Genomic DNA, 17,372 nt, shown 5'->3' with positions numbered 1-17,372 from the left:
TCCGTAGGGAGTATGAATTATTGTCCGGTGTCAAACAGGCACAAAAAAAGCGCCATCAGGCGCTTTTTTAGGGAAGGATGGCGTAACTATCAGCCAATATATTCCAGTCCGTTCATATATGGACGCAGTACTTCCGGCACCTGAATGCGGCCATCAGCCTGCTGATAGTTTTCCATCACCGCAACCAGCGTACGTCCTACCGCCAGACCAGAGCCGTTCAGGGTATGTACCAGACGGGTCTTTTTGTCGGACTTACTGCGGCAGCGTGCCTGCATACGGCGTGCCTGGAAGTCCCAGACGTTCGAGCAGGAAGAGATTTCGCGATAGGTATTCTGCGCCGGGATCCACACTTCCAGATCGTAAGTTTTGCAGGCGCCAAAACCCATATCACCCGTGCAAAGGATAATCTTACGATACGGCAGACCCAGCAACTGCAGCACTTTTTCGGCGTGGCCGGTCATCTCTTCCAGCGCCGCCATGGAATCTTCCGGACGGACGATCTGCACCATTTCTACTTTGTCGAACTGGTGCATACGGATCAGACCACGGGTATCGCGACCATATGAACCGGCTTCGGAACGGAAGCACGGCGTGTGCGCGGTCATTTTGATCGGCAGCTGATCTTCGTCGATGATTTCATCACGCACCAGGTTGGTCAGCGGCACTTCCGCCGTTGGGATCAGCGCATAGTTGCTGCTGTCCGCTTCTTCTTCCAGCGGACGGGTGTGGAACAGATCGCCGGCAAACTTCGGCAACTGTCCGGTACCGTACAGCGTGTCGTGGTTAACCAGATACGGAACGTAATTTTCGCTATAACCATGCTGTTCAGTGTGCAGATCAAGCATGAACTGAGAAAGCGCACGGTGCATACGGGCAATCTGCCCTTTCATGACCACAAAACGCGAACCCGTCAGCTTCACGGCAGCGGCAAAATCAAGACCGGTATGCATTTCACCCAGCGTGACGTGATCGCGCACGTCGAAATCAAACTCGCGCGGAGTGCCCCAGCGACTGACTTCAACGTTGTCGTTTTCGTCTTTCCCCACCGGCACTTCGTCAGCAGGCAGGTTTGGAATGTTCAGCGCGATGTCACGGATCTCAGCCTGCAGAACGTCCAGTTCAGCTTTCGCTGCGTCCAGCTCTTCACCAAGCTTGTTCACTTCCAGACGTAAAGGCTCGATATCTTCCCCGCGCGCTTTTGCCTGGCCGATGGATTTCGATCGAGAGTTACGCTCTGCCTGCAGGTTTTCCGTATTGACCTGCAAAACTTTACGACGCTCTTCAAGAGCGCGCAGCTTATCTACATCCAGCTTAAAGCCCCGGCGTGCCAGTTTTTCAGCGACTGCGTCTGGCTCATTACGCAGCAGATTGGGATCGAGCATGCTTATCCTGTGCTTATCGAATTAAAAGAGGAAATGTGACCACAGCCTGCAGTCACAGGGATACAGTGCCAACATTACCGCAACGCCTGCACTAACGGTAGCGTTTTATAGGGCTATTTTGATCCTGTCCGGCGAGCCAGGCGAGCTTTTCGCCAATCTTGCCCTCAAGACCTCTGTTGGTGGGATGATAATAACGCGTTTGTGCCATTTCCTGAGGAAAATATTCTTCGCCCGCGGCGTAGGCATTCGGCTCATCGTGGGCATAACGGTATTCCTGACCGTAGCCCATCTCCTTCATCAGCTTCGTCGGCGCATTGCGCAGATGGACAGGCACATCGTAGTCCGGACGTTCTCTGGCATCCGACATGGCCGCTTTGAAGGCGGTATAGACCGCATTACTTTTCGGCGCGCAGGCCAGATACACAATCGCCTGCGCAATGGCGCGCTCGCCTTCTGCTGGACCAACGCGAGTAAAGCAGTCCCATGCGGAAATCGCGACCTGCATCGCACGCGGATCGGCATTGCCGACATCTTCTGAGGCGATAGCCAGACAGCGGCGCGCAACATACAACGGATCGCCGCCCGCGGTGATGATACGCGCATACCAGTAGAGCGCCGCATCCGGCGCGCTGCCGCGCACCGACTTATGCAGCGCGGAAATCAAATCGTAAAAACGATCGCCCTTATTGTCGAAACGGGCGCTGCGCTCTCCGGCAATCTCGGTCAGCAATGCAGGAAGGAGAACGCGTTTACCGCTGTCGTCGACTTCCGCCATATCAGCCATCATTTCCAGCGTATTCAACGCCCGACGGGCATCACCGTTGACCAGTTCAGCAATCGCCCGACGCGTTTCATCCGGCAGCACGATATCCTGCCCCCCGTAGCCACGGGATTTATCCTCCATCGCCTGAGTGAGAACCTGTTCGATGTCTCCGGTCGTCAACGATTTCAGCAGATAGACACGCGCACGGGAAAGCAATGCGGAATTCAACTCAAAAGACGGGTTTTCCGTTGTCGCGCCAATAAAGGTAATAGTGCCGTCTTCAATATGCGGCAAAAAAGCGTCCTGTTGGCTTTTGTTGAAGCGATGAACTTCGTCGACAAACAGGATTGTACGACGCCCGGCATTTCGATTTTGCCGCGCGCGTTCAATGGCTTCGCGGATCTCTTTGACGCCGGACGTAACGGCGGATATCCGCTCAACGTCAGCGTCGGCGTAACGGGCAATCACTTCGGCAAGAGTGGTTTTCCCGGTCCCGGGCGGCCCCCACAGGATCATGGAATGCAGATGCCCGGCTTCAATAGCGCGGGGCAAGGGCTTGCCTGCGGCCAGCAGATGCTGCTGGCCGATATACTGCGCTAAATTTTCTGGCCGCATCCGCGCGGCCAGTGGCTGAAAAGTATTATCTGAAAAATCGAGCGACAGATTGCTCACTCATGCCTCTACTTACGTTGGTCGTCTACCGTTACGCCTTGCGGTGGGGTAAAGGTAAATTTCGATGCGTCGACCGCGCCGTTCTGCTGAGATTTCAGCTGGTAACTGCTGCGCTGGTCGTCCTGTTCCACGGCGCTGAACTGATGAATTGTCCCGTCACGTCCCACATTGATGGTGAACTGCTTCAGGTTTCCGTTGCTGGCTTTCGGCGTCAACACAAAATCATCGCCATTTTGCTTGATATTATACTGCTGCCAGTCGCTGGACTGGTTACGGGCAATGAGCATAAATGGCGTATTGCCGGTCGCGTCTTTCAGCCAGGTGGCGGTAGCCTGCTCAACGAACGGGTTGTAAAACCACAGGGTTTTACCGTCGGACACCAGAATACTTTCGTCAGGCTGCGTCATATGCCAGTTAAACAGATTGGGACGCTTTACCCACAGATCGCCCTGGCCTTCCTGAACGGCGGTGCCGCTGCCATCTGTCACTTTTTGCGTGAAGCTGGCATGGAAGCTGCTCACTTTATCCAGACGGCTTTTCAGATCGCTCGCGGCATCTGCCCAAACGCTACTGACAACGAACCCTGAAAGCAAAGCACAGGTGATGGCAATTTTTTTCATTGTTATTCCTCAAAATACGTCACTCCCGACCGGGAGTTCCTTCTGCTATCCATTCCAGGCCAAAATTCAGCGTGAGGAAAGAAGATTAAACTGAATTCGTGGTTATTGGCCGGATAGCCTCTCGTGACTTATCCGGCCAACAGAGTTACTCAAAGGGCGGCGGCGCCAGCACTTCACGGTTGCCATTATGGCCCTGCTCGCTGACGATCCCCTGCGCCTCCATCTGTTCGATAATTCTCGCCGCACGGTTGTAACCGATACGGAACTGGCGCTGTACGCCTGAGATAGAAGCCTTGCGTTTTTCAGTCACAAAGTTGACCGCCTGATCGAATAACGGATCCAGCTCTTCGCCGCCGTCAAAGCCACCGCCGCCGCCTTCGCTTTCGCTGTCGGACGTAATACCGTCGACATATTGTGGACGACCGCGCGCTTTCCAGTCCTGGACCACGGCATGCACTTCCTGGTCACGAACAAAGGCGCCGTGAACGCGTACCGGCATGGTGGAGTTAGGCCCGGAATAAAGCATATCCCCCATTCCCAGTAAAGATTCGGCGCCGCCCTGATCGAGAATGGTGCGCGAATCAATTTTACTGGAAACCGTAAAGGCGATACGGGTCGGGATGTTGGCTTTGATCAGACCGGTAATCACGTCAACGGACGGACGCTGCGTCGCCAGCACCAGGTGAATCCCCGCCGCACGCGCTTTTTGCGCCAGGCGGGCAATCAGTTCTTCGACTTTCTTACCAACGGTCATCATCAGGTCGGCGAACTCATCGACCAGCACGACAATGTACGGCAGTTTTTCCAGTACCGGGTGCTGAGCGTCCATACTGTCGCCCGGCTTCCAGTATGGATCCGGAATCGGACGCCCCATCCGCGCCGCCTCAGCGATTTTCTCGTTGTAGCCGGCCAGGTTACGCACGCCAAGCGCGGACATCAGTTTATAACGACGCTCCATCTCGTTCACGCTCCAGCGCAACGCATTGGCGGCGTCTTTCATATCGGTTACCACTTCCGTCAGCAGATGCGGGATCCCTTCATATACCGACAGTTCGAGCATTTTCGGGTCGATCATGATAAAGCGTACGTCTTCCGGCTGCGCTTTGTACAACATGCTCAGGATCATGGCGTTAACGCCAACGGATTTACCAGACCCGGTAGTCCCTGCTACCAGCAGATGCGGCATTTTCGCCAGATCGGCTACCACCGGATCGCCGGCAATGTCTTTACCCAACACCACGGTAAGCGGTGACGGATTTTCGCGGAATTTGGCGTTATCCAGAACCTCACGCAAATAAACGGTCTGACGTTTCTTGTTCGGCAGCTCCAGGCCCACATAGGGTTTGCCCGGAATCACTTCGACCACGCGCACCGCGACGGTCGAGAGCGAACGCGCCAGGTCGCGGGAGAGGTTAGAAATACGCGCGGCTTTAACACCCGGCGCCAGGTTCAACTCAAAACGCGTGATCACCGGACCAGGTGAATAGTTCACCACATCCGCTTTAATACGGAAGTCAGCCAGGCGTGCTTCGACCAGACGCGCCATCTGTTCCAGCGCAAACGTGTCGACAGGTTCTACTTCGCTCGGCGGCGGCGTCAGCAGATCCAACGACGGCAGCGGCGTAGTCGGTTTTTGCAACGGACGGCTGTCACCGTTACGCATCAACAACGGATGGATCAGGCTTTCCTGAGGTTGTTGCGCGACCGGCTGTTGCGGTTGCTGATAATGCTGCTGCGGCGCGACCGGCTGGTGCGGCTGCTGATAATGCTGCTGCGGCGCGACCGGCTGCTGCGGTTGCTGATAATGCTGCTGCGGCGCGACCGGCTGCTGCGGTTGCTGATAGTGCTGCTGCGGCGCGACTGGCTGTTGCGGTTGCGCCGGTTCAGGCATCACGCCCGGTGTAAACAACGGTTCATGCGGCCCTTCATCCACCAGCGCTTTCATTGGCGAAAAGGCAAAATCGTCCAAAGAGAAAGGGTTCGCTCCGACAGGCTGTTCACCGGAATAACGCTGTTGCTGCGAGGAAGCAAACTGACGGGCCAGCTCAGCTTCTGCCGCGGCATCATCATCTTCTGCCTGCTGTGAATCGTGCTGATACGTCTCGCCATAACGGCTCTGCTGCGACTGGGCGAACTGACGCGCCAGTTCGTCTTGCTGCATGGCGTCAATTTCGTCGTCGCTATAGTGCTCGTCATGAAGCTCCGCTTCGCGCGCCCTCTCTTCGGCCATACGCTGGGAAGGAAGCTTGATGCCATACGACGCCAGCTCACGACGCGTCGGGACACGCACACGATTTGGACGCGGCAACTGGGGACCAATACCTTCTTTCACCTGCGGACGCGGCGCACCACCGTTCGCCAGGCTAAATACCGGCGCGGCGGCGGCGGATACGCCGGCAGCCTGGGTGGCACCCTTAACCCCAGCGGCGACAGGCGCGACCGCCGCCGATTCAACTGGCGGAACAGCAGCAGAAACCGCGGGTTTTACCGGCTGAGGCTCTTTCACCGGTTCCGGTATCGGCTGATACCATGCGGCTAACTGCTCACGCTCGCGGGCGCGTTTTTCCTCAACTTCTTCAAAATAGTACAGCGGCGGACGCGCGGGTTTTGTCTCTTCAACCACGGGCTCAGGTTCGGCAGTCGACTGCGTCGCTGTCACGGGTTGATGGGCGTAGTCCGGCTCAGGTTGCTGAACCGGCGGCGGATACGCAACGGGTTGTACCGGCTCTGGCGGTTGCGTCAGCTCCGGCTCCTGCCACTGCGGTTGCGGCGCGGCAGGTTCAACGTAAGGGGCTGTAACCTGCTGTGGCGCGTAATACGACGGCTCAGGTTGTACAGGCTGCTGCGTCGGCGCGTAATGTGACGCTGTTTGCGAAGGAGATGGCGTCCGGGACGGATAGCCGTCCGGCGAAGGGGCAATCACCGGTTCGCCCGTCTGCGGGCCGGGAACAGGTTGCCATTCCACGGTCGGCGGGGTCGGGACAGGTTCCGCGCCTGGCACCTGCGGCGTTTGCATCACCGGGTCAGCAGGCGCAGCCCAGGTCTGCGTCGCGGCGGTTGCCGCAGCGGCAGCGGCGACGGGTTCAGTGACGGAGTGACCGTTTAACAGGGGATCGAATTCGTCATAGTCCGGCTGGGTTGCCCGATGCCCCGAGAACAGAACATCGCCAGGATCCGCCGGTACGCCGCGAGCGCTCCAGGCAATGTCATCTTCGTCATCCATACGTTTACCGGAGAACAGCGCCGCATCGGTCTGACGACCATGAGGATTGATAAATTTCTCCGCCAGACGTTTACGTCGCGCCAGCGCGCCACGCAGGATGCGTGCGCGACGAGATTCACGCTGCACACCCTCGGCCTCGTCTTCGTACTCGTCTTCATCGTCATAGTCGTCTTCCACCCAGGTATCGTCACGACGGGTGCGATTGCTGGCGAAAGTCAGAATATTGAGCAGCCAGCCGCCGATTTTTTCAGCGATGGTAACCCAGGACCAGCCGGTAAAAAGCGTTAACCCCGCCGCCCAAATACACAGCAGCGCGATCGTGCCGCCGCTACTGTGCAGCAACGGTTGCAGAGTGGTGCTCAGCAGGCTGCCGATCACTCCGCCAGAAGCAAAATACCAGATATCATCGGCATTAATTGCAGCGAGGCCGCAGGAGGTCAGAATCAGCGCCAGAACGCCGATCAGTCGCAGCGAAACGGCAAAATAGTCGATATAGTCATCGGTGGCCTGGTGCCGCCAGGCAAACCAGCATCCGCCGACAATGATCACCGGGATGGTGTATGCCATTACCCCGAAGATAAAGAATAACGTGTCTGCCAGCCACGCGCCGGGGATCCCCCCCAGATTGTGGATAGGCTCATGCCAGGCCGTTTGCGACCAGCTGGGATCGGAAGGGTTGAAGCTGAGTAAGGCGGCCATCAGCCAGACGGCAAAAAGCGCAATAAGGATGAGCAACGCCTCCAGAAGTCGGCGCCCGCTGCTTAACTTTGTCAATGTGACTTCTTTGTCTTCAGTGTATTCCTGGCTCAAAAAAGGCTCTCCAGGTTTCAGGCTTTTCCTGCCCGGTGCTAAAACGGACAACAGCACCGGGTTGCCCCGGCACTGTTGCTGTATGGATTAACAGGAGTGTAATCAAAATACGCCGATTTTGCACCTGTTCCGTATTAGCGTGTCTTAATAACCAGACGATTACTCTGTTTGACTTCTTCCATCACCACATAGGTACGCGTGTCATTTACGCCAGGCAGTCGCAGCAGGGTTTCACCCAGCAGCTTACGGTAGGCTGACATATCCGGTACACGCGTTTTCAACAAGTAGTCGAAATCACCTGAAACCAAATGACACTCTTGAATCTCTTCAAGTTTTTGTACAGCGGCGTTAAATTGTTCAAACACATCCGGCGCGCCACGATTCAGAGTAATCTCAACAAATACCAGAAGTGATGCATCCAGATAATGTGGGTTTAACAGTGCCGTATAGCCCTGAATGAAACCCTGTCTTTCCAGACGACGCACACGCTCAAGACACGGCGTCGGGGAAAGACCCACTCGTTTAGAAAGCTCGACGTTGGAAATACGCCCATCCTTTTGCAGCTCATTAAGAATGTTACGATCGATACGGTCGAGATCTTTGCCAGGGCGCTTCTTGCTATCTACCATTATTATTGTCTCTCTGTATTCCTTCCCTACTCCTGCCTGACTCTATAAACATCATGTTCAGAGTCGATGCCCATCACCACAGACCGAACCCAGAGGGATTAGCGGCGCGCAAGCCTGCGTCCGTGGTGAGAAGACCGTTGCCTGAAGGCAGCTATCGACATCACGAATGGCGTCTGTCCACGCCATGCGTAGATTTCGCTAGCCCGGTAAACATGGTATTTACATGCATGATTATGCAGCACACACATAACACTGTTTTTTTCTTCCTCGAATGTTTTCGCAAAACAGCAGGGGATTGTCAAAGTAAAACATCGATTTTTAGTACAACATGCCAGTTATTCATTGCGAGTGGTGACAATTCGTCATTTTATCACCTTATAACTGACCACTTTTAAGTAGATTTGGTTATACCCTTGCGGCAAAACGGCCCACCGATTGTCCGTCCCTATTACACAAATTGTTAACAAAATCGCTGCACTCTTTTTTTACGTCGGTAAATTCCCTACAATCCTGCCCATTGCCTGCCAACAACTATGGGGATCTCATGGGCACGACCAAACACAGTAAACTGCTTATCCTGGGTTCCGGCCCGGCGGGATATACCGCTGCGGTCTACGCCGCGCGCGCAAACCTGCAGCCGGTGTTAATCACCGGCATGGAAAAAGGCGGTCAACTGACCACCACGACGGAAGTGGAGAACTGGCCGGGCGATCCTAACGATCTGACCGGGCCGCTGCTGATGGAACGCATGCATGAACATGCAACCAAATTCGACACCGAAATTATTTTCGATCACATCAATAAGGTGGATCTGCAAAATCGTCCTTTTCGTCTGACGGGCGACAGTGCGGAATACACCTGCGATGCGCTGATTATTGCGACCGGCGCGTCCGCGCGTTATCTCGGTCTGCCTTCTGAAGAGGCGTTCAAAGGCCGCGGTGTGTCCGCCTGCGCCACCTGTGACGGTTTTTTCTACCGCAACCAGAAAGTGGCGGTTATCGGTGGAGGCAATACTGCCGTTGAAGAGGCGCTGTATCTGGCAAACATCGCCGCCGAGGTGCACCTGATTCACCGTCGCGACAGCTTCCGTGCGGAAAAAATCCTGATTAAGCGTCTGATGGATAAAGTGGAAAACGGCAATATCGTGCTGCATACCCACCGTACTCTGGAAGAGGTAACCGGCGACCAGATGGGCGTAACAGGGCTGCGTCTGCGCGACACGCAGAATGCCGACAATATTGAAACCCTGGACGTGGCGGGTCTGTTTGTCGCGATCGGCCATAGCCCGAACACGGCGATTTTCGAGGGGCAGCTGGAACTTGAAAATGGTTACATTAAAGTGCAGTCCGGTATTCACGGCAACGCGACGCAGACCAGCGTTCCGGGTGTTTTCGCGGCAGGCGACGTAATGGATCACATTTATCGTCAGGCGATCACCTCGGCGGGTACTGGCTGTATGGCTGCGCTGGATGCGGAACGCTATCTCGACGGTTTAGCCGACGCGTGCAAATAAGTTTTACAAATCAGTAACAAAAGTAAATAAGGCGACTATAAGTCGCCTTTATTTTTGTCGCGTTGTAACATTGCCCTGCCGAAAAATACTGACAACTCACCTGCAAAGCGCGCAATGAATAAAACCCGTCAAAAAGAGCTAACTCGCTGGTTAAAACAGCAAAGCGTCATTTCCCAACGCTGGTTGATGATTTCCCGTCTGCTGGGATTCGTGAGCGGCGTGTTGATCGTCGCCCAGGCCTGGATCATGGCCCGCATTTTACATCACATGATCATGGAAAATATCCCCCGCGAGGCGCTTCTGATGCCTTTTGTTATCCTGGTTCTGGTGTTCGTGCTACGCGCGTGGGTCGTATGGCTACGGGAACGGGTCGGGTTCCACGCGGGACAACATATTCGCTTCGAAATACGTCGTCAGGTGCTGGATCGTCTGCAACAGGCCGGTCCGGCATGGATCCAGGGAAAGCCTGCGGGCAGTTGGGCCACGCTGGTGCTGGAACAAATTGACGACATGCATGATTACTACGCCCGCTACCTGCCACAAATGGCACTGGCAGTGTGCGTACCGTTGCTGATTGTGGCGGCCATCTTCCCCTCTAACTGGGTTGCTGCGCTTATTCTTCTGGGAACCGCCCCACTGATTCCGCTGTTTATGGCGATGGTCGGCATGGGCGCAGCCGATGCGAACCGACGCAATTTTCTGGCGCTGGCGCGTCTGAGCGGCCATTTCCTCGATCGGTTACGCGGCATGGAAACCCTGCGTATTTTTGGACGCAGCGAAGCAGAAACAGACAGCATTCGCGCGGCGTCACAGGACTTTCGCCAGCGCACCATGGAGGTGCTCCGTCTGGCCTTCTTATCTTCCGGCGTACTGGAATTCTTTACCTCGCTCTCAATTGCGCTGGTCGCGGTTTACTTTGGCTTCTCTTACCTGGGCGAGCTGGACTTCGGGCACTACGGCGCGGGCGTGACGCTGACGGCGGGTTTCCTCGCGCTGATTCTTGCCCCCGAGTTTTTCCAGCCGCTGCGCGACCTCGGTACGTTTTACCATGCCAAAGCGCAGGCGGTCGGCGCGGCTGACAGCCTGAAAACGTTTATGGAAACACCCCTTGCTCATCCGGAACGTGGCGAGGTTGAGCTTTCCACGAAAGAGCCCGTTTCAATTACCGCCGAAAATCTCATCATTACCTCCCCGGAAGGCAAGCCGCTGGCAGGACCGCTGAACTTTACCCTCGTTCCCGGGCAGCGCGCAGTGCTGGTGGGGCGCAGCGGTTCTGGCAAAAGTTCGCTGCTGAATGCGCTGTCGGGGTTCCTGCCGTATCAAGGATCGCTACGCGTCAATGGCGTAGAGCTGCGTGATTTGATCCCGGAATCCTGGCGCCGGCAGATCTCCTGGGTGGGACAAAATCCCCAACTGCCTGCCGCAACGCTGCGTGAAAACGTGCTTCTGGCGCGCCCGGAGGCCAGCGAGCAGGAGCTGCGCGCCGCGCTCGACAGCGCGTGGGTAAGTGAGTTCCTGCCGCTGCTGCCGCAGGGAATCGACACGCCGGTGGGCGATCAGGCTGGTCGTTTGTCCGTCGGCCAGGCACAACGTGTGGCCGTGGCTCGCGCCCTGCTCAACCCGTGTCAATTGCTGCTGCTCGACGAACCGGCCGCCAGTCTGGATGCGCACAGTGAACAGCGGGTCATGCAGGCGCTGAAAGAGGCGTCCCAACGCCAGACAACGCTGATGGTTACCCATCAGCTTGAAGATCTTGCCGACTGGGACACCATACTGGTGATGCAGGACGGACGGATTGTCGAACAGGGTACATGGGCCGAGCTCAGCGCAGCGCAGGGCGCGTTTGCGACACTGTTAGCCCATCGTCAGGAGGAGATTTAAATGCGCGCGTTACTGCCTTATCTGACGCTGTATAAACGTCACAAATGGATGTTAACGCTGGGGATTGCCCTTGCCATCCTCACGCTGCTCGCCAGCATTGGCCTGTTGACGCTCTCCGGCTGGTTCCTCTCCGCCTCCGCGCTGGCGGGCTTTGCCGGTATTTACAGTTTTAACTACATGTTGCCTGCGGCAGGCGTTCGCGGTGCGGCGATTACCCGTACCGCCGGGCGCTATTTCGAGCGTCTGGTCAGCCACGACGCCACCTTCCGCGTATTGCAGCATCTGCGTATTTACACGTTTAGCAAGCTGCTTCCTCTCTCCCCTGCCGGGCTGGCGCGTTATCGTCAGGGCGAACTGTTGAACCGGGTGGTGGCGGATGTGGATACGCTGGATCACCTTTACCTGCGGGTTATATCGCCGCTGGTGGGCGCGTTCGTGGTAATCATGGTGGTCACGCTCGGCCTGAGCGTACTGGATTTTACCCTCGCCTTCACCCTTGGCGGCATTATGCTGCTGACGCTGTTTATCATGCCGCCCGCTTTTTATCGCGCGGGTAAAGCGACCGGACATCAACTCACGCATCTGCGCGGTCAGTATCGCCAGCAACTCACCGCGTGGTTACAGGGTCAGGCCGAGCTAACCCTTTTCGGCGCAAGCGAACGTTATCGCGCGCAGATGGAAGCCACGGAATTGCAGTGGCACGAAGCGCAGCGTCGCCAGTCAGAGCTGACGGCGCTTTCTCTGGCGCTAATGTTGCTGATTGGCGCGCTGGCTATCCTGCTGATGCTGTGGATGGCCTCCGGCGGCGTAGGCGGAAATGCGCAACCTGGCGCGCTGATCGCCCTGTTTGTCTTCTCTGCGCTGGCGGCCTTTGAAGCCTTAGCGCCCGTAACCGGTGCTTTTCAGCATCTGGGGCAGGTGATCGCTTCCGCATTGCGCATTACCGAGCTGACGGAGCAAAAGCCGGAAGTGACCTTCCCGGCAAGTGACTTTAGCGTCCCCGCGCGGGTGGCGTTGACCCTGCGCGATGTGTCATTCCGCTACCCGGAGCAGGCGCAAAACGCGCTGGATTCCTTGTCTCTTACGGTCAAACCCGGCGAGTATATCGCCATTCTGGGCCGTACCGGATGCGGTAAATCCACATTGCTGCAACTGCTGACCCGCGCCTGGGATCCGCAACAGGGCGAGATTTTGATTAACGATCTCCCCCTTTCTGCGTTCAGTGAAGCGACGCTCCGCAAAACCATGAGCGTCGTGCCGCAGCGCGTACATCTGTTTAGCGCCACCCTGCGCGACAATCTGCTGCTGGCGGCGCCTGATGCCAGCGATGACTCGCTTGCAGATACGCTGCGTCGCGTGGGTCTGGAAAAACTGCTTGAGGATGCTGGCCTTAACAATTGGTTAGGAGAAGGCGGTCGCCAGTTGTCCGGCGGCGAACTTCGCCGTCTCGCCATCGCCAGAGCGCTGCTGCATGACGCGCCGTTAATGCTGCTGGATGAACCAACCGAAGGGCTGGATGCGACCACCGAAAGCCAGATGCTGGAATTACTGGCTGAAGTAATGCGTGAAAAAACGGTGCTGATGGTGACCCATCGCCTGCGCGGGCTGGCGCGATGCGATCGGATAATAGTCATGGACAATGGGCAAATTATTGAGCAAGGTAATCACGCAGATCTGTTAGCCATGCAGGGTCGTTATTACCAGTTCAAGCAAGGTCTGTAAGCTATTATTTAACGATCTTATGCGTAGTGGAGTTCTGCTGTCATGCGGCTGGTTCAGCTATCTCGTCACTCAATAGCCTTCCCTTCGCCGGAAGGCGCTCTACGTGAGCCAAACGGTCTGCTGGCGCTTGGCGGCGATCTCAGCCCGGCACGTCTGCTGATGGCCTACCAGCGCGGTATTTTTCCGTGGTTTTCTCCGGGCGACCCGATCCTGTGGTGGTCCCCCGATCCGCGCGCGGTGCTTTGGCCGGAAACGTTTCATCTCAGCCGCAGCATGAAACGCTTTCATAAGCGCTCACCTTATCGTGTTACGCTGAACTATGCCTTTGGTCAGGTGATCGAAGGCTGCGCGAACGATCGTGACGAAGGCACCTGGATCACGCCAGCCGTTGTCGAAGCGTATCAGCGCCTGCATGAATTAGGACACGCCCACTCCGTTGAGGTCTGGCGCGACGATGAGCTTGTCGGCGGCATGTACGGCGTTTCGCAAGGGGCGTTATTTTGCGGCGAGTCAATGTTCAGCCGCCGGGAAAACGCGTCGAAAACCGCGCTGCTGGTATTCTGCGCAGAATTTATCCGGGAAGGCGGCAAACTGCTCGACTGCCAGGTGCTGAACGATCACACCCAATCGCTGGGCGCCGTTGAAATCCCGCGCAGAACATATTTGCATCATCTCGACACCTTACGTCAGTTACGTTTACCCAGCCATTTCTGGGTGCCGCGGACGTTATTTTTGCCTCAGACGTGAATGTTTTCGGCACATTTTTTATCAGGGTGTTATAATTGCCGCGCAGAGAAGGTTTAGCCCATTACCCCGCTGCCGTTAAGGATCCATTCGCGTCAGGTAACGCCCATCGTTTATCTCATCGCTCCCTTATACGTTGCGCTTCACGTGCGACTTTGTCGTGTGTTTCAGAAGCAATCCGGAGTAATGCGCCAAATCTCGTTTGCAGCGTTTTAAACGTACAAATCTTTACTTATTTAAAGAACTTCGGCATTATCTTGCCGGTTCAAATTACGGTAGTGATACCCCAGAGGATTAGATGGCCAAAGAAGACAATATTGAAATGCAGGGTACCGTTCTCGAAACGTTACCTAACACCATGTTCCGCGTAGAGTTAGAAAACGGTCACGTGGTTACTGCACACATCTCCGGTAAAATGCGTAAAAACTACATCCGCATCCTGACGGGCGACAAAGTGACTGTTGAGCTGACCCCGTACGACCTGAGCAAAGGCCGCATTGTCTTCCGTAGTCGCTGATTGTTTTCACGCCTCAATGGCGTACAGATGAGAAAAGGTCGGTTTATCCGGCCTTTTTTGTCTACGCTGATTTTCATTCTTCCGTCATCTGCGCATATTCATCTGTTAAGAAATCCACCAGTGCCCGAACGGACGGCAGCAGGCCACGCCGCGACGGGAAAACGGCGTGAATCACTTCCCTTCTCGGTTCCCACCCTTCCAGTAAAGGAATAAGCTCTCCGGCAGAAAGCTGTTCTTTTACCATCAACATGGGCAGTTGCACGGCGCCGACGCCTGCTACCGCTGCTTCGCGTAGTGCCAGCATGTCAGTGGTAATTAAGCGTGGCGTAAAATGAACCTCCGCCCTGGCGCCTTGTGGGCCATAGAGTTCCCAACGATGAATATGTTTTCCAGCAGAAAGACTCAGTCCTGGCCAGCGGGTTAATTCAGCCGGAGAGACAGGGACGCCCATCCTCGCCGTCAGCGCTGGACTGGCAAAGATGCGATGCGCCCGATCGGCCAGCACCCGCATCACCAGATCGCTGTCCTCAAACGGTCGCGGCCGCACACGGATCGCAACATCCACGCCTTCAGCAACCAAATCGACGCGTCGGTTGGTCGCTTCCAGTTGCAGCGTCACCTCGGGGTAGCGGGCCATAAACTTTGCCAGCATGGGGCCTACATGGACATGCAACAGCGTAACCGGACAGGTCAGCCTGACCACTCCGCGTGGTTCCACCTGCAATGCGGCGATGGCCTCCTGCGCCGCCTGCGCTTCTATCAGCATCGCTTTGCAATGCTCATAAAACGTCTGTCCGACTTCGGTGACATTAAACTGCCGTGTCGTTCGTTGAATAAGCCGCACCCCCAGTTGCTCTTCCAGTTGCGCAATCCGGCGACTGAGTTTGGACTTCGGTTCATCCAGTACACGCCCCGCGGCGGCAAATCCGCCCTGCTCAACCACATGCACAAACCACGCAAAATCATTGAGATCCGGCTTCATTCTTATTGTCTCATTTATAGAACGATGAAGACCATTTTAGCGACTACTCCGCTCGTTGTCTTAAATATAAGCTTATTGACATCAAGACAACGCCAATGAGGAGACTACGATGAAACAGGTGACAGGCGTCTATACCGCGCCTCGCCCGCACTGGGTTGGCAATGGATTTCCGGTTCGCTCGCTGTTTTCTTACCAAAGTCATGCGCAGCAGTTAAGCCCGTTCCTGCTGCTGGATTACGCCGGTCCGCACACTTTTACGCCCGGTACTGAAAAACGTGGCGTGGGCGAGCATCCCCACCGGGGGTTCGAAACCGTCACTGTCGTCTACAACGGCGAAGTTGAGCACCGGGACTCTACCGGACGCGGCGGCATTATCGGTCCCGGCGACGTACAGTGGATGACAGCCGGCGCGGGTATCCTGCATGAAGAGTATCACTCAGATGCCTTTACCCGTAAAGGCGGTGAACTGGAGATGGTCCAGCTATGGGTGAATCTGCCTGCCAAAGACAAAATGGCGGCGCCGGGCTATCAGAGCATCAGCCGTGAACAGATTCCCGTCGCCGGGTTACCCGATGACGCCGGTACGTTACGGGTGATTGCCGGCGAATACCGGCAATTTACAGGGCCTGCGCATACGTTTTCACCCCTCAACGTGTGGGATATGCGACTTAAGCAGGCGCATCCGGTCACGCTGACGCAGCCGGATGGCTGGAGTACTGCGCTGGTCGTTCTGAAAGGCACGATCAAGGTGAATGGCACGACCACAGTCGGTGAAGCGCAGCTGGTGGTGCTCAGTCAGACAGGTGAAACGCTGCACCTGGAAGCCAACAGCGATGCCAGCGTCCTTCTGCTGTCAGGAGAGCCGTTAAATGAACCGATCGTCGGTTACGGTCCCTTTGTAATGAACACTAAACAGGAAATCGCGCAAGCCGTTCGCGATTTTAACACTGGCCACTTCGGCCAAATCTGAATTGAAGGAGAAGATGATGTCCAGTCCAGCAAATTTTAATGGCGCACGCCCGGTTATTGATGTTAACGATGCGGTTATGTTGCTAATCGATCACCAGAGTGGCCTGTTTCAGACGGTCGGTGATATGCCCATGCCGGAACTGCGCGCCCGCGCGGCGGCGTTAGCGAAAATGGCGACTCTCGCGAAGATGCCGGTGATCACCACGGCCTCTGTTCCGCAGGGGCCGAACGGGCCGCTGATCCCGGAAATTCACGCTAACGCGCCGCACGCCAGGTATGTCGCGCGTAAAGGGGAAATTAATGCCTGGGATAACGCCGGGTTCGTCGACGCTGTCAAAGCGACGGGTCGGAAAACGCTGATTATCGCAGGCACCATTACCAGCGTTTGCATGGCATTTCCGGCTATCAGCGCCGTAGCCGAAGGTTATAAAGTGTTTGCGGTGATCGATGCGTCCGGAACCTACAGCAAAATGGCCCAGGAGATCACCCTTGCCCGTGTCGTTCAGGCGGGCGTTGTGCCGATGGACACGGCGGCAGTGGCATCTGAGCTTCAGGGGACATGGAACCGTGAGGATGCGGCGGAATGGGCTGAGGTGTATACCCATGTCTTCCCGGCGTATCAACTGTTGATTGAAAGTTACAGCAAGGCGCAGGATGTGGTGAAGCATAACGAAACGCTGGATTCTCAGCGTTAAAAGTCAGCCCCGGCGCCTGCCGTCGGGGCTGCTGCTCACTGTGTAACCAAATAAGATGTTAAGCGTAAATACTGCTTGACCCTTTTCGCGCAACTCCCTATAGTAGCGCCCCGTTGCCCCCAAGCGGTCAGGCAGCAATACAATATGGTGAGGTGTCCGAGTGGCTGAAGGAGCACGCCTGGAAAGTGTGTATACGGCAACGTATCGGGGGTTCGAATCCCCCCCTCACCGCCATATTTAAGAAAGAGCC

General features: G+C 56.1%; 13 protein-coding genes, 1 tRNA gene and 1 pseudogene. 9 read left to right on the top strand and 6 right to left on the bottom strand.

Features of this window, described 5'->3' with window-relative positions:
* Positions 1 to 89: 89 nt before the first annotated feature.
* The 5 genes from serS to lrp all read right to left on the bottom strand — a co-directional run bounded on the left by serS (position 90) and on the right by lrp (position 8,099).
* A complete protein-coding gene (gene serS / locus APU02_RS05845; RefSeq protein WP_042288170.1) occupies positions 90 to 1,382 on the bottom strand; it encodes a serine--tRNA ligase in 1,293 nt (430 codons plus the stop codon).
* Between the two features lie 91 nt (positions 1,383 to 1,473).
* Positions 1,474 to 2,817 (bottom strand): replication-associated recombination protein RarA, encoded by a 1,344-nt coding sequence (gene rarA / locus APU02_RS05840; RefSeq protein ID WP_060569521.1) that lies wholly within the window; start codon positions 2,815 to 2,817, stop codon positions 1,474 to 1,476.
* An 8-nt stretch (positions 2,818 to 2,825) separates the two neighbouring features.
* Entirely contained in the window at positions 2,826 to 3,437 is a 612-nt protein-coding gene (gene lolA, locus APU02_RS05835; protein ID WP_042288173.1) for an outer membrane lipoprotein chaperone LolA, read from the bottom strand.
* Positions 3,438 to 3,582: 145 nt separating this feature from the next.
* Positions 3,583 to 7,470: a DNA translocase FtsK gene (gene ftsK / locus APU02_RS05830; RefSeq protein ID WP_082636778.1), complete on the bottom strand. Its 3,888-nt coding sequence runs from the start codon at positions 7,468 to 7,470 to the stop codon at positions 3,583 to 3,585.
* Positions 7,471 to 7,604: 134 nt separating this feature from the next.
* The gene (gene lrp / locus APU02_RS05825) at positions 7,605 to 8,099 is read right to left on the bottom strand and encodes a leucine-responsive transcriptional regulator Lrp (RefSeq protein WP_000228469.1); all 495 of its coding nucleotides are present in this window, start codon (positions 8,097 to 8,099) and stop codon (positions 7,605 to 7,607) included.
* A 544-nt stretch (positions 8,100 to 8,643) separates the two neighbouring features.
* Here lrp and trxB point away from each other — a divergent pair.
* The 6 genes and pseudogenes from trxB (at position 8,644) to infA (ending at position 14,476) form a co-directional block, all read left to right on the top strand.
* The gene (gene trxB / locus APU02_RS05820) at positions 8,644 to 9,612 is read left to right on the top strand and encodes a thioredoxin-disulfide reductase (RefSeq protein WP_042288179.1); all 969 of its coding nucleotides are present in this window, start codon (positions 8,644 to 8,646) and stop codon (positions 9,610 to 9,612) included.
* Between the two features lie 114 nt (positions 9,613 to 9,726).
* The gene (gene cydD / locus APU02_RS05815; protein ID WP_060569519.1) at positions 9,727 to 11,493 is read left to right on the top strand and encodes a cysteine/glutathione ABC transporter permease/ATP-binding protein CydD; all 1,767 of its coding nucleotides are present in this window, start codon (positions 9,727 to 9,729) and stop codon (positions 11,491 to 11,493) included.
* The gene (cydC, locus tag APU02_RS05810; protein WP_060569518.1) at positions 11,494 to 13,215 is read left to right on the top strand and encodes a cysteine/glutathione ABC transporter ATP-binding protein/permease CydC; all 1,722 of its coding nucleotides are present in this window, start codon (positions 11,494 to 11,496) and stop codon (positions 13,213 to 13,215) included.
* Between the two features lie 42 nt (positions 13,216 to 13,257).
* The gene (gene aat / locus APU02_RS05805) at positions 13,258 to 13,962 is read left to right on the top strand and encodes a leucyl/phenylalanyl-tRNA--protein transferase (RefSeq protein ID WP_042288185.1); all 705 of its coding nucleotides are present in this window, start codon (positions 13,258 to 13,260) and stop codon (positions 13,960 to 13,962) included.
* Positions 13,963 to 14,330: pseudogene (locus APU02_RS25745) on the top strand (hypothetical protein).
* Positions 14,258 to 14,476, top strand: coding sequence for a translation initiation factor IF-1 (gene infA / locus APU02_RS05795; RefSeq protein WP_001040187.1), 219 nt, complete (start codon positions 14,258 to 14,260; stop codon positions 14,474 to 14,476). Before APU02_RS25745 ends, infA begins: the two are co-directional and overlap by 73 nt.
* A gap of 73 nt (positions 14,477 to 14,549) precedes the next feature.
* Here the strand turns inward: infA and APU02_RS05790 are convergent, their stop codons facing one another.
* Positions 14,550 to 15,458 carry a LysR family transcriptional regulator gene (locus APU02_RS05790; protein ID WP_060569517.1) on the bottom strand — a complete coding sequence of 303 codons (909 nt, stop codon included), beginning with the start codon at positions 15,456 to 15,458 and terminating at the stop codon, positions 14,550 to 14,552.
* Positions 15,459 to 15,567: 109 nt separating this feature from the next.
* On the opposite strand from APU02_RS05790, the gene APU02_RS05785 reads away from it, so the two are divergent.
* The 3 genes from APU02_RS05785 to APU02_RS05775 all read left to right on the top strand — a co-directional run bounded on the left by APU02_RS05785 (position 15,568) and on the right by APU02_RS05775 (position 17,356).
* Complete coding sequence (locus APU02_RS05785; protein WP_060569516.1) at positions 15,568 to 16,428, top strand: pirin family protein; 861 nt, start codon at positions 15,568 to 15,570, stop codon at positions 16,426 to 16,428.
* 16 nt (positions 16,429 to 16,444) lie between these two features.
* Positions 16,445 to 17,122 carry an isochorismatase family protein gene (locus tag APU02_RS05780; RefSeq protein WP_042288194.1) on the top strand — a complete coding sequence of 226 codons (678 nt, stop codon included), beginning with the start codon at positions 16,445 to 16,447 and terminating at the stop codon, positions 17,120 to 17,122.
* A 146-nt stretch (positions 17,123 to 17,268) separates the two neighbouring features.
* Positions 17,269 to 17,356 (top strand) — tRNA-Ser (locus tag APU02_RS05775).
* The last annotated feature ends 16 nt before the right edge of the window (positions 17,357 to 17,372 follow it).

Origin of the sequence: Citrobacter sp. 50677481 (genome assembly GCF_001463265.1) — a bacterium.
GTDB lineage: Bacteria > Pseudomonadota > Gammaproteobacteria > Enterobacterales > Enterobacteriaceae > Citrobacter_A > Citrobacter_A sedlakii.
The sequence above is the reverse complement of the archived record's forward strand: the minus strand, read 5'-3'. Positions and strand labels throughout refer to the sequence as shown.